The organism is Streptomyces purpurascens, assembly GCF_045040895.1.
GTDB classification, from domain to species: Bacteria; Actinomycetota; Actinomycetes; order Streptomycetales; family Streptomycetaceae; genus Streptomyces; species Streptomyces purpurascens.
The window spans coordinates 5,941,736-5,962,309 of the sequence record NZ_CP108341.1; the positions used below are offsets into that span (position 1 = coordinate 5,941,736).

17 protein-coding genes are annotated in these 20,574 nt (G+C 71.7%); 11 read left to right on the top strand and 6 right to left on the bottom strand.

Features of this window, described 5'->3' with window-relative positions:
* Window positions 1-78 precede the first annotated feature (78 nt).
* Entirely contained in the window at window positions 79-954 is an 876-nt protein-coding gene (locus OHU35_RS27245; RefSeq protein ID WP_359886885.1) for a biotin--[acetyl-CoA-carboxylase] ligase, read from the top strand.
* A gap of 213 nt (window positions 955-1,167) precedes the next feature.
* Window positions 1,168-2,271 (top strand): adenylate/guanylate cyclase domain-containing protein, encoded by a 1,104-nt coding sequence (locus tag OHU35_RS27250; protein WP_189722904.1) that lies wholly within the window; start codon window positions 1,168-1,170, stop codon window positions 2,269-2,271.
* 9 nt (window positions 2,272-2,280) lie between these two features.
* Here the strand turns inward: OHU35_RS27250 and OHU35_RS27255 are convergent, their stop codons facing one another.
* Window positions 2,281-2,931 (bottom strand): hypothetical protein, encoded by a 651-nt coding sequence (locus OHU35_RS27255; RefSeq protein WP_405507218.1) that lies wholly within the window; start codon window positions 2,929-2,931, stop codon window positions 2,281-2,283.
* A 218-nt stretch (window positions 2,932-3,149) separates the two neighbouring features.
* Between OHU35_RS27255 and OHU35_RS27260 the strand changes: the two genes are divergently transcribed.
* From OHU35_RS27260 to hutH, 3 genes are all read left to right on the top strand, one after another.
* Window positions 3,150-3,950: an enoyl-CoA hydratase/isomerase family protein gene (locus OHU35_RS27260; RefSeq protein ID WP_189722906.1), complete on the top strand. Its 801-nt coding sequence runs from the start codon at window positions 3,150-3,152 to the stop codon at window positions 3,948-3,950.
* A 129-nt stretch (window positions 3,951-4,079) separates the two neighbouring features.
* Complete coding sequence (locus tag OHU35_RS27265; protein WP_189722907.1) at window positions 4,080-5,234, top strand: sensor domain-containing diguanylate cyclase; 1,155 nt, start codon at window positions 4,080-4,082, stop codon at window positions 5,232-5,234.
* A gap of 96 nt (window positions 5,235-5,330) precedes the next feature.
* On the top strand, window positions 5,331-6,869 hold the full coding sequence (hutH, locus tag OHU35_RS27270) for a histidine ammonia-lyase (RefSeq protein ID WP_405509338.1): 1,539 nt from the start codon (window positions 5,331-5,333) through the stop codon (window positions 6,867-6,869).
* A 67-nt stretch (window positions 6,870-6,936) separates the two neighbouring features.
* Here hutH and OHU35_RS27275 read toward each other — a convergent pair whose 3' ends face one another.
* A complete protein-coding gene (locus OHU35_RS27275) occupies window positions 6,937-7,251 on the bottom strand; it encodes a hypothetical protein (RefSeq protein ID WP_189722908.1) in 315 nt (104 codons plus the stop codon).
* Window positions 7,252-7,360: 109 nt separating this feature from the next.
* On the opposite strand from OHU35_RS27275, the gene OHU35_RS27280 reads away from it, so the two are divergent.
* From OHU35_RS27280 to OHU35_RS27300, 5 genes are all read left to right on the top strand, one after another.
* A complete protein-coding gene (locus tag OHU35_RS27280; protein ID WP_189722909.1) occupies window positions 7,361-7,741 on the top strand; it encodes a hypothetical protein in 381 nt (126 codons plus the stop codon).
* A gap of 244 nt (window positions 7,742-7,985) precedes the next feature.
* A complete protein-coding gene (locus OHU35_RS27285; RefSeq protein WP_189722910.1) occupies window positions 7,986-9,251 on the top strand; it encodes an Ig-like domain-containing protein in 1,266 nt (421 codons plus the stop codon).
* A gap of 143 nt (window positions 9,252-9,394) precedes the next feature.
* A complete protein-coding gene (locus OHU35_RS27290; RefSeq protein WP_189722911.1) occupies window positions 9,395-10,852 on the top strand; it encodes an ABC transporter permease in 1,458 nt (485 codons plus the stop codon).
* Window positions 10,853-10,956: 104 nt separating this feature from the next.
* Window positions 10,957-11,640 carry an ABC transporter ATP-binding protein gene (locus OHU35_RS27295; RefSeq protein WP_189722912.1) on the top strand — a complete coding sequence of 228 codons (684 nt, stop codon included), beginning with the start codon at window positions 10,957-10,959 and terminating at the stop codon, window positions 11,638-11,640.
* 207 nt (window positions 11,641-11,847) lie between these two features.
* On the top strand, window positions 11,848-15,162 hold the full coding sequence (locus tag OHU35_RS27300; RefSeq protein WP_405509340.1) for a S8 family peptidase: 3,315 nt from the start codon (window positions 11,848-11,850) through the stop codon (window positions 15,160-15,162).
* 59 nt (window positions 15,163-15,221) lie between these two features.
* Here the strand turns inward: OHU35_RS27300 and OHU35_RS27305 are convergent, their stop codons facing one another.
* Complete coding sequence (locus OHU35_RS27305; protein ID WP_405507220.1) at window positions 15,222-16,148, bottom strand: helix-turn-helix domain-containing protein; 927 nt, start codon at window positions 16,146-16,148, stop codon at window positions 15,222-15,224.
* A 180-nt stretch (window positions 16,149-16,328) separates the two neighbouring features.
* Between OHU35_RS27305 and OHU35_RS27310 the strand changes: the two genes are divergently transcribed.
* Window positions 16,329-17,369 (top strand): NAD(P)-dependent alcohol dehydrogenase, encoded by a 1,041-nt coding sequence (locus OHU35_RS27310; RefSeq protein WP_189722914.1) that lies wholly within the window; start codon window positions 16,329-16,331, stop codon window positions 17,367-17,369.
* Window positions 17,370-17,415: 46 nt separating this feature from the next.
* Here the strand turns inward: OHU35_RS27310 and OHU35_RS27315 are convergent, their stop codons facing one another.
* From OHU35_RS27315 to OHU35_RS27325, 3 genes are read right to left on the bottom strand one after another with little or no spacing between them, the layout of a single operon-like run.
* Window positions 17,416-18,468 (bottom strand): iron ABC transporter permease, encoded by a 1,053-nt coding sequence (locus OHU35_RS27315; protein WP_359886868.1) that lies wholly within the window; start codon window positions 18,466-18,468, stop codon window positions 17,416-17,418.
* A complete protein-coding gene (locus OHU35_RS27320; protein ID WP_405507223.1) occupies window positions 18,465-19,475 on the bottom strand; it encodes a FecCD family ABC transporter permease in 1,011 nt (336 codons plus the stop codon). The genes OHU35_RS27315 and OHU35_RS27320 overlap by 4 nt, the downstream gene beginning before the upstream one ends.
* Window positions 19,472-20,515 (bottom strand): ABC transporter substrate-binding protein, encoded by a 1,044-nt coding sequence (locus tag OHU35_RS27325; protein ID WP_405509342.1) that lies wholly within the window; start codon window positions 20,513-20,515, stop codon window positions 19,472-19,474. Before OHU35_RS27325 ends, OHU35_RS27320 begins: the two co-directional genes overlap by 4 nt.
* Window positions 20,516-20,574 lie beyond the last annotated feature (59 nt).

Below are 20,574 nucleotides of genomic sequence, written 5' to 3' on the forward strand. Positions count from 1 at the left end.
GGACGGTTACTCATCCGTAGAGTAGTGCGGTGCCCTCGGGTCGGCAGTGCGGCGTTTACCACACCTAGGGTGGCTTGCATGACGCCGCGAGATGCATCAGAGCCGAGAGAGCCGAACGGCAGCCGTTGGTCGGACCTGGACCGTCCGCCCCTCAATGTCACCGCCCTGCGCCGGGGACTGGTGCGGGAGGGAGGGCTGTGGTCGGAGGTGGACGTGGTGCAGCGCACCGGCTCCACCAACTCCGACCTCGTGGCCCGGGCGGCCGAGGGCGGGGCCGTAGAGGGCGCGGTCCTCGTCGCCGAGGAGCAGACGGCCGGGCGCGGCCGCCTGGACCGGCAGTGGACGGCGCCGCCGCGGTCGGGCCTGTTCTTCTCCGTGCTGCTCACGCCGAGCGAGGTGCCGGTGGCGCGGTGGGGGTGGCTGCCGCTGCTCACGGGTGTGGCGGTGGCGACGGGGCTGTCGCGGGCGGCGGGTGTCGACACGGCCCTGAAGTGGCCGAACGACGTCCTGGTCACGGTGCGGGGCGAGGAACGCAAGGCCGGGGGGATCCTCGCCGAGCGGGCCGGTGACGACGGGGTCGTGATCGGGGTCGGCATCAACGTCTCGCTCAAGGAGGACGAGCTGCCGGTGCCGACGGCGGGGTCGGTGGGGCTGGCCGGGGCGGTGAGCACGGACCGGGATCCGCTGTTGCGGGGGATGCTTCGCTCTCTGGAGGAGTGGTACGGGAAGTGGCGTGCGGCGGGGGGCGACCCGGGGGTGAGCGGGCTGCAGGAGGCGTATGCGGCGGGGTGCGCGACGCTCGGGCGGACCGTGCGGGCGGAGCTGCCCGGGGATCGGGGCGTCGTGGGGGAGGCCGTGGCCGTGGATGGGGACGGGCGGTTGGTGCTGGCGACGGAGGACGGGGTGCAGGAGCCGGTGGGGGCGGGGGACATCGTGCACCTGAGGCCGGCGTGAGCTGAGGCCGGTTGGGTGCGCGGCCCGGCGTTGCGGGGTGCCTCCCCCACTCTCGGCTTCGCTCGAGCGGGGGGACCCCCACCGCCCACCCGTGCCGCCCTTTGCAGCACGCATGCCCGCAGCTGAGCGCCTGACGGAGTGAGCTGGCGCACACCTGCCGTAGAGTTGAGGCCGGTCGATACATGACCGTGACAGATCGGAAGGGCAGCACGCGTGACCGTCGAAGACCCGGATTCCGGCACGGACGCGCAGGGCGCCGACCCCGGCGAGGACCCGCTCGCCCTGCGCCTCGAAGGGCTCATTCTGGGGGCCGAGCGCCGGTACACCCCGTTTCAGGCGGCCCGCAGCGCCGGTGTCTCCATGGAACTGGCCTCCCGCTTCTGGCGGGCGATGGGCTTCGCGGACATCGGGCAGGCCAAGGCCCTCACCGAGGCGGACGTACTCGCCCTGCGGCGCCTCGCCGGTCTCGTCGAGGCGGGGCTGCTGAGCGAGGCCATGGCCGTTCAGGTGGCCCGGTCCACCGGGCAGACCACCGCACGGCTCGCCGAGTGGCAGATCGACTCGTTCCTGGAGGGGCTGACCGAGCCGCCCGAGCCGGGCATGACCCGCACCGAGGTGACGTACCCGATCGTCGAGCTGCTCCTGCCCGAGCTGGAGGAGTTCCTCGTCTACGTCTGGCGGCGCCAGCTCGCCGCCTCGGCGGGACGGGTCGTGCAGGCCGCCGACGACGAGGAGATGGTCGACCGGCGCCTCGCCGTCGGCTTCGCGGACCTGGTCGGGTTCACCCGGCTCACCCGCCGGATGGAGGAGGAGGAGCTCGGCGAGCTGGTCGAGGCCTTCGAGACCACGGCCGCCGACCTGGTGGCCGCGAACGGCGGACGGCTGATCAAGACCCTCGGCGACGAGGTGCTGTACGCCGCCGACGACGCGGGCATCGCCGCCGAGATCGCCCTGCGGCTGATCGAGACCATGGCGCACGACGAGACGATGCCGGAGCTGCGCGTCGGCATGGCGTTCGGCACCGTCACCACCCGAATGGGCGATGTCTTCGGTACGACCGTGAACCTGGCCTCCCGGCTCACCTCGATAGCTCCGAAGGACGCCGTCCTCGTCGACACCGCCTTCGCCGAGGAGCTGATCCGCACGCAGGACGCCCCGTCCTCCGAGGCTGAGGCGGCCGAGGAGGCCGCGGCGGCGGAGAAGGAGGGCGAGGAGCCTCCGTCGTACCGGTTCGCGTTGCAGCCGATGTGGCAGCGGCCCGTGCGTGGGCTGGGCGTCGTGGAGCCGTGGCTGCTCACGCGGCGGGACCTGGGCTGACAGGGGCCGTCAGCCGCGGCGGCCCGGCGTGTCCACGCACAGGCCGATGACCGGCACGCACAGGCCGGGCTCGTCCGGTTTCCTCGGCTGTTCGGGCTTGGGCGCCGGGGCGGGCGTGGTCCGGCTCGGAGGAGCGGGCGCGGCCGGGGTCGGGCGCGGGGCGTCGCCCTGGGTGGCCGGTGCCGGGGTGTTCGGCGTGTCGGGGATGGTCGTGGGCCGGTGAGCGGCGGTCGTGGCGGCCCCTCGGGTGCCGGTCGCGGCGGGTGGGGCCGGCCGTGCGCCCCTGGTGACCGGGGACGGGGTCAGGCCGCCCAGGACCGTGGGTGACGAGGGGCTGATCCCGGGGGCGGCCGGGAAGGTCGCGGTGGTGCCGGTGGCCTGGTCCGTGCCGGTGGTGACCGGGTCGGGGCGGGGTGCGGCCTCGACGGTGCCGACGGCGTCGGGGCTCGGGCCGGAGGCCAGGCGTACGAGGTTCAGGGCGCCGGCGGCCAGGGCGAGGCCGCCGGCGGCGAGCATGACCTTGTGGGAGCGGGGCTTGCGGTGGCGGCCTCGGACGCGAGGGGTGAAGAGGCCGGTTTCCGTCGGGGGCGGCTCCCTGTGGCGGGGTGCCGTGGCGGCCCTGGTGTCCCGCTGTGGCTCCGTCGGCGTGTTCGTCCTCATCACGGTTCCTCCCCGATGCGCACGCGCCCCCTGTGCGCCGCTGGCGGACGCACGCTATGCGCTCCCATGGGCGGTCGGACCGGAATTGAGGTGATGTCACTCGAACGGGTGGGCGGGTGATCGCGCGGGGACCGGTCGCGTCCGCTCTTTCGTGCGTGGGGTGCGGCTGCGATGATCGGGGCGGTGAGGTTGTTAACCCGCGTTAACCGGAGGGTGTCATGAACGAGGAACGGTTCGGGGAGTTCGTGCTGGTGCGGCGGCATGAGCAGGGACATGTCGCGGAGCTCGTCCTCGACCGGCCCAAGGCCATGAACGCCGTGTCGACCGAGATGGCGCGGTCCGTCGCCGGGGCGTGTGCGGCGCTGGGGGAGGACCGGGACGTACGGGTGGTCGTGCTGACCTCGACGCATGAGCGGGCGTTCTGTGTGGGGGCCGATCTGAAGGAGCGGAACTCGTTCAGCGACGCGGATCTGGTGCGGCAGCGGCCGGTGACGCGTGGGGCGTACACCGGGGTGCTGGAGATGCCGGTGCCGACGGTGGCGGCGGTGCACGGGTTCGCGCTGGGGGGCGGGTTCGAGCTGGCGCTCGCGTGTGACGTGATCGTGGCGGACCGTACGGCGGTGGTGGGGCTGCCGGAGGTGTCGGTGGGGGTGATTCCCGGGGGTGGGGGCACGCAGTTGCTGCCGCGCCGGGTGGGGGCGGCGCGGGCGGCTGAGCTGATCTTCTCGGCGCGGCGGGTGGAGGCCGTCGAGGCGGGCGAGTTGGGCTTGGTCGATCAGGTGGTGGAGGAGGGGCGGGACCGGGAGGTGGCGCTGGAGCTGGCCTCTCGGATCGCGGGGAATTCGCCGGTGGGGTTGCGGGCCGCGAAGCGGGCGTTGCGGTTGGGGCAGGGGCTGGATCTGCGGGCGGGGCTCGAGGTGGAGGACGCGGCGTGGAGGGCGGTGGCGTTCTCCGGGGACCGGGCGGAGGGGGTCGCGGCGTTCAACGAGAAGCGGAAGCCGGAGTGGCCGGGGGAGTGAGCTGCGGCACGCATGCCCGCAGCTAGGGGCGGCGCGCCCGCAGCTAGGGCGGCGCGCGCCCGCAGCTTGGTCCGCCCCGTTCGCGTCGTCAACAGAACGGATTGGCTGAAAAGTCCCTAGCCTGGAGTGATGGGTGAGGACAGACGGCTGGTGGCCGTCGTCGCGTTGGCTCAGGGGATGGCGGCTGCGCACGGGTCGCGTGAGGCGTGGCGGGCGGCGGCTGCCGGGGCGTGCCGGGCGCTGGGCGGGAGTTTTGCCGCGCTGTCGGTGTGGGAGCGGGAGCTGGGGCGGCTGAAAGTCCTCGTGAACGTCGGAGCGCTGGCGGACGGGGAGGAGGAGTTCCCGGAGGACGAGGCCTATCCGGTGCACCAGTTCGCGGAGATCACCGAGTTCCTGCACGAGCAGTGGGCGGCGGGGGGCGGGGAGCCCGACGCGTGGGTGGAGACCGCCGAAGGGCCCGCCGCCGGGCGGCGTCCCGGATACTGCCATCAGCGCGTCGCGGCCCTGCGCCGCCGGGGCCGTGGCTGCTGCGTGGTCGCGCCGATCGTGCTGCACGGGCGGGCCTGGGGCGAGCTGTACGTGGCCCGGCCGGCCGGTGAGGCCGTCTTCGAGCGGGACGACGCCGACTTCGCCACCGTCCTGGCCTCCGTCGTGGCCGCCGGCATCGCCCAGACCGAGCGGCTGGAGGAGGCCCGGCGCCTCGCGTTCACCGACGCGCTGACGGGGCTCGCCAACCGTCGTGCCGTGGACGTACGCCTGGAGCAGGCGATCGAGCGGCACCGCAGGGACGGCGCGGTCGTCAGCCTCGTGGTCTGCGATCTGAACGGGCTCAAGCGGGTCAACGACACCCATGGGCACGCCGTCGGCGACCGGCTCCTGGAGCGTTTCGGGTCGGTGCTGTCGCTGTGCGGGGCCATGCTGCCGGGGGCCCTGGCGGCGCGGCTCGGCGGGGACGAGTTCTGTCTGCTCGCGGTCGGGCCGTCCGCCGACCAGGTCGTGAAGGCGGCCGGTGAACTGTGCCGCCGGGCGTCCGAGTTGGAGCTCGGGGACGGCGTGGCCTGCGGGGTCGCCTCCACCGAGGATCCGATCGGGCCCGTACGCTCCGCGCGGCGGCTGTTCCGGCTCGCCGATGCGGCCCAGTACCGGGCCAAGGCCGAGCGGGCCGTCCGGCCGGTGGTCGCGGGCCGGGCCGGGCCCGATGACCCCGTCATGCGGCTGGCGGACGAGCCGTCCAAGGGCGCCGACGGAGAGCGCCGGCGATTCCGCGGGCGGCACGCGCCGTAGGGGAGCCGCCCGGGGATGTGACGTATCGGTAAGGGGTGAACCCCGTCCCCAGTGGTGACATCATCGAATTCACTGCGTACGCTCCTGAATATGGATATGCACACTGTGGTGGTGGGAACGTCCGGCGTGACCGCGTCCGACGTGCTCGCCGTGGCGCGTGCCGGTGCCCGCGTCGAGCTCTCCGAGGAGGCGGTGGCCGCCCTCGCAGCGGCCCGCGAGATCGTCGAGGCGCTGGCGGCCAAGCCGGACCCCGTGTACGGCGTGAGCACCGGCTTCGGGGCCCTGGCGACCCGGCACATCAGCCCCGAGCTGCGCGCACAGCTCCAGCGCAACATCGTCCGCTCGCACGCCGCCGGGATGGGGCCGAGGGTGGAGCGGGAGGTCGTCCGCGCCCTGATGTTCCTGCGGCTGAAGACCGTCTGCTCCGGGCGCACCGGCGTACGGCCCGAGGTCGCCCAGACGATGGCCGACCTCCTCAACGCCGGTATCACCCCGGTCGTGCACGAGTACGGCTCCCTCGGCTGCTCCGGCGACCTCGCACCGCTGTCCCACTGCGCGCTCGCGCTCATGGGGGAGGGCGACGCCGAGGGCCCCGACGGTGCCGTACGCCCGGCCGCCGAACTCCTCGCCGCGCACGGCATCCAGCCGGTCGAACTGCGCGAGAAGGAAGGCCTCGCCCTCCTCAACGGCACCGACGGCATGCTCGGCATGCTGGTGATGGCCCTGGCCGACCTGGACACGCTCTACCGGTCCGCCGACATCACGGCCGCCCTGTCGCTGGAGGCCCTGCTCGGCACCGACCGGGTCCTCGCCCCCGAACTGCACGCCATCCGGCCGCACCCGGGGCAGGCCGCCAGTGCCGCCAACATGCTGGCCGTGCTGAAGGGTTCGGGCCTGACCGGGCACCACCAGGACGACGCCCCGCGCGTCCAGGACGCCTACTCGGTGCGCTGCGCCCCGCAGGTCGCCGGGGCCGGGCGGGACACCATGGCCCACGCCCGGCTGGTCGCCGAACGCGAGCTGGCGTCCGCCGTGGACAACCCCGTCGTGCTGCCCGACGGCCGGGTGGAGTCCAACGGCAACTTCCACGGGGCGCCGGTCGCCTACGTCCTGGACTTCCTCGCCATCGCCGCCGCCGACCTCGGCTCCATCGCCGAGCGGCGCACCGACCGGCTGCTCGACAAGAACCGCAGCCACGGCCTGCCGCCGTTCCTGGCCGACGACGCCGGTGTGGACTCGGGCCTGATGATCGCTCAGTACACGCAGGCCGCGCTGGTGAGCGAGCTGAAGCGGCTCGCCGTACCGGCGTCCGCCGACTCGATCCCGTCCTCCGCGATGCAGGAGGACCATGTCTCGATGGGCTGGTCGGCGGCGCGCAAGCTGCGCACGGCCGTCGACAACCTCACCCGCGTCCTGGCCGTCGAGCTGTACGCCGCCACGCGCGCCGTCGAACTGCGCGAGGGCCTGACGCCGGCGCCCGCCACGCGGGCGGTCATCGACGCCGTACGGGAAGCGGGAGTTCAGGGTCCCGGGCCGGACCGGTTCCTGGCGCCCGACCTGGCCGCCGCGGACGCCTTCGTGCGCGACGGGCGGCTGCTCGCCGCGGTGGAGACGGTCACCGGGCCGCTCCAGTAGGACGAGCGCGGCCGGGGTCTTGCCGCGCGGCAGGGCCCCGGGGAGGTCGCCCCCGCGCCAAGTGCGCTCAGAGGCCGAGTCGTTCCCGGCGGACCGAATAGGCGACGAAGCCCGCGCCCAGCATGAGGAACATCGTGCCGCCGGCCACGTAGGGCGTGCTGTCGAAGCTGCCCGTATCGGCGAGGCGGGTGTCGGTCACGGAGTCGCCCGCGGTCGTGGCCGCGATCCGCGCCTGCTCTGTGACCTGCGGCGACGGGCTTGCCGAGACCGCGTCTCTGACCGGGGAGTCCGACGTCGCGTTGGCGGACGGGACGAACCACAGGGCGCCGAGCAGGGTCGCTGCGGCGGTGGTGGTCAGCAACGGGCGGCGAGCGGATGACACGGAATATCGATCCCCTTGTGGCACTGGCGAATTGGCCGTGTGGGGTGATGTTAGTAAAAGGCGCGGGTCACGGGAAAGTCACGGGAGGTCCTGGACGTACGCTCGCGCCATGAGCACTCCTGAGACATCACGTTTTGTACGGGTTCGGGTGGAACTCGTGCTGGAGGTCGACGACGCGGACGCGGTCACCAAGACCGCGCTGCGCCGGATCGCGGACGACGCCGAGTTGCCGGCGTCGGAGCGGGTACACGCCGAGGGCGCTGTGACGGAAGACACCGCGGAGGCCCTCGCGTACCTCGTGGACCCGTTCGACCTGGTCAGCCAGGTCCCGGGGATCGAACTCCAGCAGGCCTCCTGGAGCAGCGAGCGGATCGAGTACGACCCCGATTCGCCGGAGTGGGACTACGACGAGGATGATGAGGAAGGCGAGTACGACCTGAACGACAGTGACGAAGGGGACGGCGGAAGCCGGGCGGACGCGGCCGGCTGAGGCGGCTCGGGGAAAACATGACCCCGGGGGGCAACCGCCACCCGGGGTTTCGTCGTCTCAAGCGACGCACCGACCGCACCAGCACCATCCGCAACGCGGACGTGGTGATCCCCACACCCGTGTCACATGGGGAACCTGACGAACCGGTCGTAGCGTTGAAAGGTCTCGACGAGGACTCACGAGTCCTGACGGGGGCACTTGGTCTTGGACGGGGACACTCGGGGTCTTGGGGAAATCGGCAACGATGGAGAAGCGTGTGATAACGGTCAGTAAGCGGCGCAAGGGCCTGGCGGTCGCGTCCGCACTGCTCGGTGGAGTGCTGGCGCTCTCGGCCTGTACCGGCGGCGACGACAACGCCTCCGGAAGTGACGGCGGTGACAGTTCCCAGTCGAAGGTCGACGAGGCCGCGGCCAAGAAGACCTCCGCGGCCCAGATCAAGATCACGCCCGAGGACGGCTCCGACAACGCCTCCATCAACAACTCCGCCGCCGTCACCGTGAGCAAGGGCACGCTCACGGACGTCTCGATGACGACGTCCGACGGCACGGAGGTCAGCGGCGAGATATCCGCCGACAAGAAGAGCTGGAAGCCGAGCACCCAGCTGGAGCGCTCCACGAACTACAAGCTCGCCGCCGAGGCCAAGGACTCCGACGGCCGGGTCGCCCACGAGAACGCCTCGTTCACCACGGTCTCCCCGGCCAACAGCTTCATCGGCAACTTCACGCCGGACGACGGCACCACCGTCGGCGTCGGCATGCCGGTCTCGATCAACTTCGACAAGGCGATCACCAACAAGGCCGCCGTCCAGAAGGGCATCAAGGTCAGCACGACCGGCGGCCAGGAGGTCGCCTGCCACTGGTTCAACGCCAACCGCATGGACTGCCGCCCCGAGGAGTACTGGAAGGAAGGCTCCACCGTCACGCTGAAGCTCGCGCTCGACGGTGTCGAGGGCGCCGAGGGTGTCTTCGGGGTCCAGCAGAAGACGGTCACCTTCAAGATCGGCCGCAACCAGGTCTCGTACGTCGACGCGAAGACCAAGCAGATGAAGATCACGCAGGACGGCAAGACCGTGCGGACCATCCCGATCTCCGCCGGCTCGCCCGAGAACAAGACCTACGAGGGCATCATGGTGATGTCCGAGAAGTTCAAGGAAACGCGCATGAACGGCGCGACCGTGGGCTTCACGGACGACGACGGCAAGGGCGAGTACGACATCAAGGACGTGCCGCACGCCATCCGCCTCTCCAGCTCCGGCACCTTCATCCACGGCAACTACTGGGGCGCGAAGTCCATCTTCGGCGGCGTGAACACCAGCCACGGCTGCGTCGGCCTCCAGGACGCGAAGGGCGCCGACGACCCGAAGACGCCGGGCGCGTGGTTCTACAACAACTCGATCCTCGGTGACGTGGTCGTCGTCCAGAACACCGGCGACAAGACGGTCGCGCCGGACAACGGCCTCAACGGCTGGAACATGAGCTGGGCCGACTGGAAGGCCGGCTCCGCAGCCTGACGATCCGGTAGCTCCTGAAAGGAAGCCGCCACCCGCCCCGGACCGGGGACGGGGTGGCGGCTTCCTTCGTGTTCCCGGCTCTTCTCATCCAGCTCTTATGCGTGGCTCAAGTCCTCATCACAGACCGTCCCTAGCTTGCGGCCATGTTCTTCACCTATCTGAGGCGCGAGCTGCGCCGCCGCAGAAAGGCGGCCCTCGTCGTCGCCTCCGGCCTCGCGCTGGGCATCGCGCTGGTCATCGTCGTCACCTCGGTGTCCGCCGGCATGAGCAAGGCCCAGGACAAGGTCCTCCAGTCCCTGTACGGGCTGGGCACGGACATGACCGTCACCAAGGCCGCCGCACCGGCCGGGAGCGGCTCCGAGCGGCCGCGCTTCCGCTTCGACGCCCAGGACGACGACTCCGGAGGTGAGCAGAGCAGCGACCGCGTCATGGTGCAGGGCTTCCAGACGCTGGCGAGTTCGACCGTGGGCGAGGTCGACGCGCAGAGCGGGGTCGCGGACGCCGTGGGCGGGCTGAGCCTCCAGGTCGTCAAGGTCAACGGTGAGTTCACCCGCGGCCGGTTCCAGCAGGGCGAGGGCGGCGGGCAGGAAGGCGGTCGGGGCGGCGGCCTCGGGGGTGCTCAGCCGTCTCCGCAGGGCCGCGTCGAGGGCGGCGGCGCCGACTTCGACGTCAACAGCTACTCCGTCTACGGCACGGACGTCACCAAGCCGGCCCTCGGCCCGCTGACCTCTTCCAAGATCACCAGCGGCCGTGCGTTCAGGACGAGCGAGACCGACGCCAAGGTCGCCGTCGCGGACTCGGCGTACGCCAAGGAGAAGAAGCTCAAGGCGGGGTCCACGGTCACCGTCAAGGGAACCGAATTCGAGGTCGTCGGCATCGCCACGGCCGACAGCGGGGACGCGGCCGCCAACCTCTACATCCCGCTGCGGCGGGCGCAGACGCTGGCCGACGCGAAGGACAAGGTCACCACGATCTATGTCAAGGCCACCGACTCCCAGCGGATCGACTCCGTCAAGTCGGCCCTGCAGAAGAACATCTCCGGTACGACGGTGACGACCTCCGCCGACCTCGCGGACACGGTGTCCGGCTCGCTGTCCACGGCGTCCTCGCTGGCCGCGAGCGTCGGCAAGTGGCTGTCGGTCGTCGTCCTCGTGGCCGCGTTCCTGGTCGCGGGCCTGCTCACGTCCTCGGCGGTCTCCCGCCGCGTCCGCGAGTTCGGCACGCTCAAGGCGCTGGGCTGGAAGTCGGGCCGGGTGACGGGGCAGGTGGTCGGCGAGGCGGTCGTCAACGGGCTGGTGGGCGGGGCGCTGGGGATCGCGCTGGGATTGGCGGGGGCGTATGCGGTGACCGCCGTCAGCCCGACGCTTCAGGCGCAGTTGGGCTCCGGGGGCGGTGACGGCTTCCGGGGTGGCGGTGGCTTCGGCGGACCCGGCCGCCAGGCCGCGAAGACCCTCGAGGTCGCCCTCACCGCACCGGTCGCCCTGACGACGATCGCGCTGGCGGTGGGGCTGGCGGTGGCGGGCGGCCTGATCGCCGGAGCGTTCGGCGGGTGGCGGGCGTCGAGACTGCGTCCGGCTGACGCCCTGCGCCGAGTTGAGTAACGCCCCTTTCCGGGGGCGCGGGGCTGCATCGAGATGCGGCTCCGCCGCGTGGGCGCGACCAGCCCCCACCCAGCCGCACTGAAAGACGATCAGGAGCCCGAACCATGTACGAACTAAGAGCAGTCACCAAGCACTACACCCGAGCCAAAGACACCGTCCAAGCCCTCGACGGCATAGACCTCACCATCCCCGACGGCGACCGACTGGTCATCCAGGGCCCCACGGGCGGCGGCAAGTCCACCCTGCTGCAGATGCTCGGCGGCCTCGACCGCCCCACCTCCGGCCAGGTCGTCCTCGACGGCACCGATCTCGCCGCCCTGCCCGAGGCACGCCTCACCCGCGTCCGCAGCGAAAGCATCGGCTTCGTCTTCCAGTCCTTCAACCTGATCCCGACGCTCACCGCACAGGAAAACGTGGAAACCGCCCTCGTCCCGCTCGGCATGAAGCCGAAACAGCGTCGCGAACGGGCCGCGGAGGCACTGGAATCGGTCGGCCTCGGCGAACGCCTCGCGCATCTGCCCGGCGAGATGTCCGGCGGCCAGCAGCAGCGCGTCGCCATCGCCCGGGCCCTCGTGAAGCAGCCGAAGGTGCTGCTCGCCGACGAACCCACCGGCAATCTCGACGAGTCGACGCGCGATGAGATCATGGACGTGCTGATCCGCATGTGGAAGGAGCTCGGGCTCACTTTCGTGATGGTCACCCACGACTCGGCCCTCGCGAAGCAGGCCCCGCGCGTGGCGACCATCCGCAAGGGGCGGATCACCGTCCAGGAGAACGCCCGGGCGTAACCCCGCGGCTCTGTAACGGAGTTCCGGCGGCCGTGTAACAGTCGGCCGACGGATTTCTTACCTTCTTCTCATCTATTGAGCACCTGATCACCCCTCGGCATACTGCGTATTCCGGGGGGTGTACGTCCATGCGTACGAGACCACCCCCGGCCGGGTGAACGGGGAATTCACCTGGTTCTTCTGCAAGGGGGAATCTTGCGCAGACAAGTGAAAAAGGCGTGCGCGGCCACGGTCGCCACAGCGGCAGCCGTGGCCCTGGCGGCGGGAATGACCAGCCCGGCGTCGGCGAACGGCGAGCAGACGGCCGCAGCCTCCAAGCCCACCTCGCTCACCGCCAAGCACCGCATCACGCTGATCACCGGCGACCGGGTCGTCCTGGACGCCAAGGGGCGCGTCGTCGGCCTGGAGCGGGCCAAGGGACGCGAGGACATTCCCGTCCAGGTCCGCAAGCTCGACGGCCACACCCTCGTGATCCCGGCCGACGCGGCCCGCCTGGTCGCCGCCGGCAAGCTCGACCAGCGGCTCTTCGACGTCACCGAGCTCAACAAGTCCACGACCCGCAAGGCCCAGAAGAAGGGCCTGAAGGTCATCGTCGGCTACCAGGGCAGCGCCGCGGCGGCCAAGGCCGACGTCCGCGACGCGGGCACGCTGAGCCACTCGCTGAAGTCCGTGAACGCGGACGCGGTGCAGACGCCCAAGGAGGACACGCCCGACCTGTGGGACGCGGTCACCAACGGCGACCGGACCGCCTCCGGCATCGCGCACGTCTGGCTCGACGGCGTCCGCAAGGCCAGCCTCGACAAGTCCGTCGCGCAGATCGGCACCCCCAAGGCGTGGGCGGCCGGCTACGACGGCAAGGGCGTGAAGATCGCCGTCCTGGACACCGGTGTCGACGCCACCCACGCCGATCTCAAGGGCCAGGTGATCGGCGCCAAGAACTTCACCACCTCACCCGACACGACCGACAAGGTCGGCCACGGCACGCACGTCGCCTCGATCGCGGCGGGCACCGGCGCGAAGTCCGGCGGCAAGTACAAGGGCGTCGCGCCCGGCGCGAAGATCCTCAACGGCAAGGTGCTCGACGACGGCGGCTTCGGCAGCGACTCCGAGGTCCTCGCCGGCATCGAGTGGGCCGCCGCCGAGGGCGCCGACGTCGTCAACATGAGCCTGGGCGGCGGCGACACGCCCGCGATCGACCCGCTGGAAGCGGCGGTGAACAAGCTGTCCGAGGAGAAGGGCATCCTGTTCGCCATCGCCGCCGGCAACGAGGGCGACTTCGGCGAGCAGACCATCGGCTCCCCGGGCAGCGCCGCCGCGGCCCTGACCGTCGGCGCGGTCGACGACAAGGACGTGCTGGCCGATTTCTCCAGCCGCGGCCCCGGCTTGGACGGCGCCCTCAAGCCCGACGTGACCGCGCCCGGCGTGGACATCACGGCGGCCGCCGCCCCGGGCAGCCAGATAGCCCAGGAGGTCGGCGAGAACCCGGCCGGCTACATGTCGATCTCCGGTACGTCGATGGCGACCCCGCATGTCGCGGGCGCGGCGGCGATCCTCAAGCAGCAGCACCCGTCGTGGAAGTACCCCGAGCTGAAGGGCGCCCTCACCGGCTCCACCAAGGGCGGCAAGTACACCCCGTTCCAGCAGGGTTCGGGCCGGATCCAGGTCGACCAGGCCATCAAGCAGTCCGTGGTGGCCGAGCCGGGCTCGGTGAGCTTCGGCGTGCAGCAGTGGCCGCACACCGACGACAAGCCGGTCACCAAGGAGCTGACGTACCGCAACCTCGGTACGAAGGACGTCACGCTGAAGCTGGCGTCGACCGCCACCAACCCCAAGGGCGCGGCCGCCCCCGCCGGCTTCTTCAAGCTCGGCGCCACCTCGGTGACCGTCCCGGCCGGCGGCAAGGCCTCCGTCCCGTTCACCGCCGACACCAAGCTGGGCGGCACGGTCGACGGCGCCTACTCGGCGTACGTGACGGCGACCGGCGGCGGCCAGACCGTCCGCACGGCCGCCGCGGTGCAGCGCGAGGTCGAGTCGTACGACGTCACGCTGAAGTTCCTCGACCGTGACGGCAAGGCCGCCAAGAACTACAGCGCCGACCTGGCCGGCGTCTCCGGCCTGGGCAACGGCAAGTTCTTCACGCCGTACGACGCGGACGGCACCGTCACCGCCCGTCTGCCCAAGGGCGGCTACATCCTCAACACGAACATCTACGTCGGCGACGACCCGGAGAAGTTCGAGGGCGCCGACTGGCTGGCCCAGCCCAAGCTGAACGTCACCAAGGGCACGACGATCACGCTGGACGCCCGCAAGGCCAAGCCGGTGGACATCACCGTGCCGGACGCCGCCGCCAAGCCGGAGTTCGCCTCGGCCGACTACACGGTGGAAGCGGGGGACTCCAGCTTCGGCTTCGGCTGGTGGCTGGACTCGTACGCCGGCTTCCGCACCGCGCACGTCGGCCCGCAGATCACCGACGGCTCGGTGACCCAGCAGTGGGACGCTCACTGGAGCAAGGGCGACAAGGAGCAGTACGACGTCACCGGCGGCGGTCCGGTCAAGCAGCTCGCCACCGGCTACACCAAGCACTACAAGGCGAGCGACCTCGCCACGGTGAAGGCGGGCCTCGGTGCCGCGGCGAGCGGCAAGAAGGGCTCGATCAGCGCCATGGGCTGGCTGCCGTGGAGCGGCGGCGCCTCCTCGGTCGGCTTCGAGCAGACCCTGCCGGGCACGCGGACGCTGCACCTGTCCACCCTGGGCGGTGTGAAGTGGGACCTCGACTTCGTCCAGAACGGCGGTGTCGACGCCGAGGGCTTCCCGGTCTTCGAGGCCGGCTACTCGCTGGGCGGCCAGAAGTTCGCCGGCGGCAAGAGCTATTCGAAGACGTTCAACACCGCCGTCTTCGGGCCGCGCATCAACGCCGACTTCGGACTGTTCCGCGACGGCAACCAGATCCAGGGCTCCCTGCCGCTGTTCGCCGACAGCAAGGGCACCCCGGGTTCCTCGCTGCTCACCTCGGCGAGCACGACCCTCTACCGCAACGGCACCAAGGTCGGCAGCAACGACGACCCGCTGAGCGGCGGTGAGGCGTTCAAGGTCCCGGCCGGCGACGCCGAGTACAAGCTGACGACGTCGGTCAAGCGCAGCGTCAAGGTCGCGGCGGCCTCCACCCGCATCGACGCCAGCTGGACGTTCCGCTCGAAGAAGACCACCGGCATCAAGCAGCTGCCCGCCTCCACGGCCCGCTTCAACGCGGCCACGGGTCTGGACAGCAAGGTCCCGGCCGGCAAGACCGTCAGCATCCCGGTCACCGTCGAGGGCGCGGCCAAGGGCAGCAACCTGAAGTCGCTGTCGGTGTACGTGTCGTACGACTACGGCAAGACCTGGAAGAAGCTCACGGTCAAGGACGGCAAGGTCAGCGTCAAGAACCCGGAGAAGGGGAAGGCCATCTCCTTCCACGCCAAGATCGCCGACAAGAAGGGCAACAAGTCGACGATCTCGATCTACAACGCGTACTACGGCAAGTGAGTACCCGTTAGAGTGCGGCCCGTCGGAAGCCCCGGCTTCCGGCGGGCCGTTCGTGTGGGTCAGGCGGGTGGGGCCGTGCTCCAGGCACCCGCCCGGGTCGCGTCCGCGCCCCAGCTCGCCAGCAGGCGCAGGGCCTCCGCGGACGGGGTGCCCGGTTCCGCGTGGTACGTGATCAGGGACTGCTCGGCGTCGTCGACCAGGCGGAACGTCTCGAAGGACAGCGTCAGGTCGCCGACCAGCGGATGCCGCAGCCGCTTGACGCCGAAGCTCTTCTCCTTGACGTCGTGCGCGGCCCACAGCCGGCGGAACTCCTCGCTCTTCACGGAGAGCTCGCCCACCAGGGCGGACAGCCGCGGGTCGTCGGGATGGCAGCCCGCGTCCATGCGCAGATAGCCGACCATGTCCTGGGCCTTCTGGTCCCACTCGACGAACAGGTCGCGGTACTCGGGCCTGAGGAACACCAGCCGCGCCCAGTTCCGCTCCGGCGCCGGCAGCTCACCCCAGTCGCCGAAGAGGGCCGCGGCCATGCGGTTCCAGGCCAGGACGTCCGAGCGGCGCCCCACGATGTACGCCGGGACGGTGTCGATCGAGTCCAGCAGATGCCGCAGCGTCGGCCGCACCTGCTGGGTGCGCGCCACCGGCTTCTTCTTGTGCTGCTTCGGCTTCGCCAGGTGCATCAGGTGGGCGTGCTCGGCGTCGCTCAGCCGCAGGGCGCGCGCGATCGCGTCCAGCACCTCCGCCGAGACGTTGCGCCCGTTGCCCTGCTCCAGCCGTGTGTAGTACGCCACGGAGACCCCGGCCAGCTGCGCCAGCTCCTCGCGGCGCAGCCCCGGCACGCGCCGCCGCCCGAAGTCGGGCAGTCCCACGTCCTCCGGCTTCAGCCGGGCACGCCGGGTGCGCAGGAACTCACTGAGCTCGGCACGCCGGTCCAGGCCCCCGCCGGACTGCGCTGCGGGCTCCTGTGCGGGTTCGGGCTGTTCGTCCATGCCCTCCAGTATTCACGGTCGTACGCACACGAGCCTGACCCCGCCAGTGGTACGCACCGTGTGCGTACGCAAAACGGTGGTCTGGGTAGATGCTCGCGTTTTCGGCACGCTGGTGATCGTGCCCGGTCAGAAGATCCAGAAGGCAGCCGGGCACGGAACCCCCGCTAGGAGAACCCCGGCATGACCACTGTCGCCGCGTACGCCGCACCCGCCCCCAAGGCTCCGCTGGAGCGCACCACCATCGAGCGCCGCGAGGTCCGCGAGTTCGATGTCCTGATCGACATCAAGTTCGCCGGCATCTGCCACTCCGACATCCACCAGGCCCGCGAGGGCTGGGGCGAGGCGATCTTCCCGATGGTCCCCGGCCACGAGATCGCCGGTGTCGTCACCGAGGTCGGCCCGGGCGTGACGAAGTTCGCCGTCGGCGACCGCGTGGGCGTCGGCTGCATGGTCGACTCCTGCCGCGCATGCGAGAACTGCAAGGCCGGGCGCGAGCAGTACTGCGTCGAGGGCAACGTCCAGACGTACAACGCCGTCGGCAGGGACGGCGAGCCCACCTACGGCGGCTACTCGCAGAAGGTCGTCGTCGACGAGAACTTCGTCGTCGGCATCCCTGACGGCCTCTCCCTCGACGTCGCCGCGCCGCTGCTGTGCGCCGGCATCACCCTCTACTCCCCGCTCAAGCGCTTCGGCGCCGGCCCCGGCAAGAAGGTCGCGATCCTCGGTCTGGGCGGCCTCGGCCACATGGGCGTGAAGATCGCGCACGCCCTCGGTGCCGAGGTCACCGTGCTGTCGCAGTCCCTGCGCAAGCAGGAGGACGGCCTGCGGTTCGGCGCCGACCACTACTACGCCACCAGCGACCCGAAGACCTTCGAGGAGCTGAACGGCACGTTCGACCTGATCGTGTCCACGGTGTCGGCCCCGCTGGACTTCAACGCCTACCTGGCGCTGCTGAAGCCCGAGGGCACGCTGGCGAACGTCGGCGCCCCCGAGGAGCCGATCTCCCTCAACCTCTTCTCCGTGATCGGCGGCGGCAAGTCGCTCGCCGGTTCCATGATCGGCGGCATCCCGGAGACCCAGGAGATGCTGGACTTCTGCGCCGAGCACGGCCTCGGTGCCGAGATCGAGCTGATCCGCGGTGACCAGATCAACGAGGCGTACGAGCGGGTGCTGGGCAGCGATGTGCGGTACCGGTTCGTGATCGACACGGCGACGATCTGAGACCGGACGGTCTGAGAGCGAGGGCCCCGGCTGTGCGCCGGGGCCCTCAGCGCCGTCCGAGGAGCCACAGCAGGTACGGCCCGCCCACCAGCGAGGTGAGCGCGCCCACCGGGATCTCCAGCGGCGGCAGCAGCGTACGGGCCGCCAGATCGGCGCCGACCAGGATCACGGCACCCGTCAGGGCCGAGGAGAGCAGCGGCAGCTGAGGCGTGCGCGTGAGCCGCCTCGCCAGCTGCGGAGCGGTCAGCGCGACGAAGCCGATCGGGCCCGCCGCGCCGGTCGCCGTGGCCGCGAGCACCACACCCAGGACCGTCAGTCCCAGCCGGGCCCGGCCCACCCGTACGCCGAGCGAGGCCGCGGTCTCGGGGCCGAGCCCCAGCGGGCGAACGGCCCGGCTCGCCCACACCAGCCCCGGCAGACACAGCAGGCACACCACGGCCAGCGGCCCGGCCTGCTCCCAGCCCCGCCCGTTCAGACTCCCGGTCAGCCACAGCTTGACCTGCTCGGCGGCCTCCAGCTCGCTGTCCGTCAGATACAGCTGCACCACGGCGGCCAGCGCGACGCCGATCCCGACCCCGGTGAGCACGAACCGGCTCGGCTGCATGCCGTGCCGCCAGGCCAGCACATAGACCAGCGCGGCGGCGGCCAGCCCGCCCGCGACCGACACGGCGGGCAGCGCACCCGGCGAACCCACCGCCCCCGTAGCCAGCGCGAGCACGGTCGCGGCGGCGGCCCCGTGCCCGACCCCGATCACATCCGGGCTGGCCAGCGGATTGCGGGTCACGGCCTGCACCAAGGCCCCCGCCACCCCCAGCGCCCCGCCGGCCAGCGCCCCCAGCACGATCCGGGGCACCCGCAACTCGCCCACGACGAGCTCGTGGGGCCCGCTCCCGGTACGCAGGGTGTGCCACACCTCGCCGGGCGGTACGTACGCCTGCCCGGCACAGGCGGAGACGAGCATGACGACGCCGAGGAGCAGGACGAGTGCCAGGGCGACGGCGGCGGAACGGCGGTGGAGCAGGAGGGAGAGGCGGGGGTGGGGCCGGAGGACGGTGACGTGCGCCGGCCCGGCCGCGGGCGGTCGTGCGGTACCGGTCACGCCACAGCTCCCCTGCGCCGTACCAGCACCACGAGCACCGGCATCCCCACCACCGCCGTCATGACCCCCGCGGGCACCTCCGCGGGGGCCCGGACCACACGCCCCGCCACATCGGCTCCCACCAGCAACCCCGCCCCGAGCAATCCGGACAACGGCAGCACGACCCGCTGGCCCCCGGACACCACCCGCCGGGCAAGATGCGGCACGGCCAGCCCCACGAACGCGATCGGCCCCGCCGCGGCCACCGCCGCAGCGGTCAGCAATGTCGCCCCCGCAGCGGTCACTCCCCGCACCAGCCCGACCCGATGCCCCAAGGCCCGTGCCGCCTCGTCACCGAGCGCCAGCGCGTCCAGCCCCCGGGCGCACGCCAGCACCGCCAGCAGCCCCACGCCGAGAAACGGCAGCATCGCGCCGACCGTGTCCGCGTCCCGGCCGCTGAGCGCCCCGACCTGCCAGAACCGGAACTGGTCCAGCGTCGCCGAGCCGGCCGTCAGCACGACCGTCGTGGCACCCGCCGTCATCGCCGACAGGGCCGTCCCGGCCAGCGCCAGCTTCACCGGCGAGGCCCCGCCCCGGCCGCGCGCGGCGATGCCGTACACCAGGCAGGCGGCCACGACCGCGCCGGTGAAGGCGTACCAGACGTATCCGCCGAAGCCGCCGGCGAGCCCGGACGCGATGGCCACGACGACCCCGGCCGCGGCGCCCTGGCTCAGCCCGAGGATCCCCGGGTCGGCGAGCGGATTGCGGGTGACCGCCTGCAACGCGGCACCCGCGATGCCGAGCGCCGCGCCCGCGGCCAGCCCCACCGCGGTCCGCGGCACCCGCAGGGACCGTACGACGAGGGCGTCCGGGGAGCCGCCGCCGTGCAGCAGGGCGTCGAGCACGCGGTCCGGCGCCACCGGCCGGGTGCCGACGGTGAGAGAGAGGAGACCGGCGACGGCCACCACCAGCACGGCGCCCGTCACGGCGACCGCGGCCGGCGGCCGGACGGCGAGACGCCGGGTCACCTGCCGAGGTGTTCGGCGAGCTGCCGTACGACGAGGCGGGCGGCGGTGGGACCGGCGTTGAGGTACCAGGGGTCGTCGTCGACCTTCACGGCGTGCCCGGCGCCGACGGCCTTCATCGACTTCCACAGCGGCCCGGCCAGCACACTCCCGGCGTCGGTCTTCTCCGGGTCGCCCTGCACCGAGTAGAAGATCCAGTCACCGTCGGCGACATCGATGCTCTCCGGCCCGACGTCCTCGGAGATCGCCGTGAACCGCTGGGACTCCGGCCGCTTCAGCCCCATGTCCACGGCGAGGGACCCGGTGAAGGAGGAGACGCCGAACATGCGCGTCCGGTCGGGCGTGAACCGCACCATGGAGACGGCCGGGTCACCCTGCACGTCCTGCCCCTGCTCACGGGCGTCCGCGGCGATGCCGTCGAGCAGTCGCCGTGCCCGCTGCCCCTTGCCGACCGCCTCGCCGACGAGCAGCAGGTCGCGCTTCCAGTTGATGCCGTTGCCGGCGGTGATCACGGTCGGCGCGATCTTCGACAGCTTGGGGTAGAGCTCGCCGAGCGAGTCGTTGGCCAGGATCAGGTCCGGCTCGGCGGCGGCCAGGGTCTCCAGGTTGGGTGCGGAGCGGGTGCCCGCGTCGGTCAGGCCGGTGAGCCGGTCCTTGTGGCGCGGGAAGGCGTCGGCCAGGTAGCCGGGCACGAGGCCGGCGTTGCCGGCGCGGGTGGTTGCGGTCGGGACGATCCCCAGCGACAGCAGGTCGTCGAGCTGCCCGGTGCTGAGGACGGCGATCTTCCGCGGCCGGGCCTTGATCGCCGTACTGCCCTCGAAGTGCTTGACGGTGCGCGGGAAGACCCCGTCCTCGTCGGTGTCGGCGCCCATACCCTTCGCGAGGGCGCTCGGCGCGGCGGAGGGTCCCGCGGAGCCTTCGGCGGCGCCGATGACCTGGCTGCGCGAGCCGTCCCCCTGCTTGCCGCTTCCGCTGCCGCCGCCCGGCGACGAGCAACCGGCCAGCAGCCCTCCGGCGACGGCCAGGGCCAGGGCGGCCCTCATTCCCACTGCACGCACCACGCACTCCGATCAATGAACTAAGGTGAGCCTTACCTTAATCG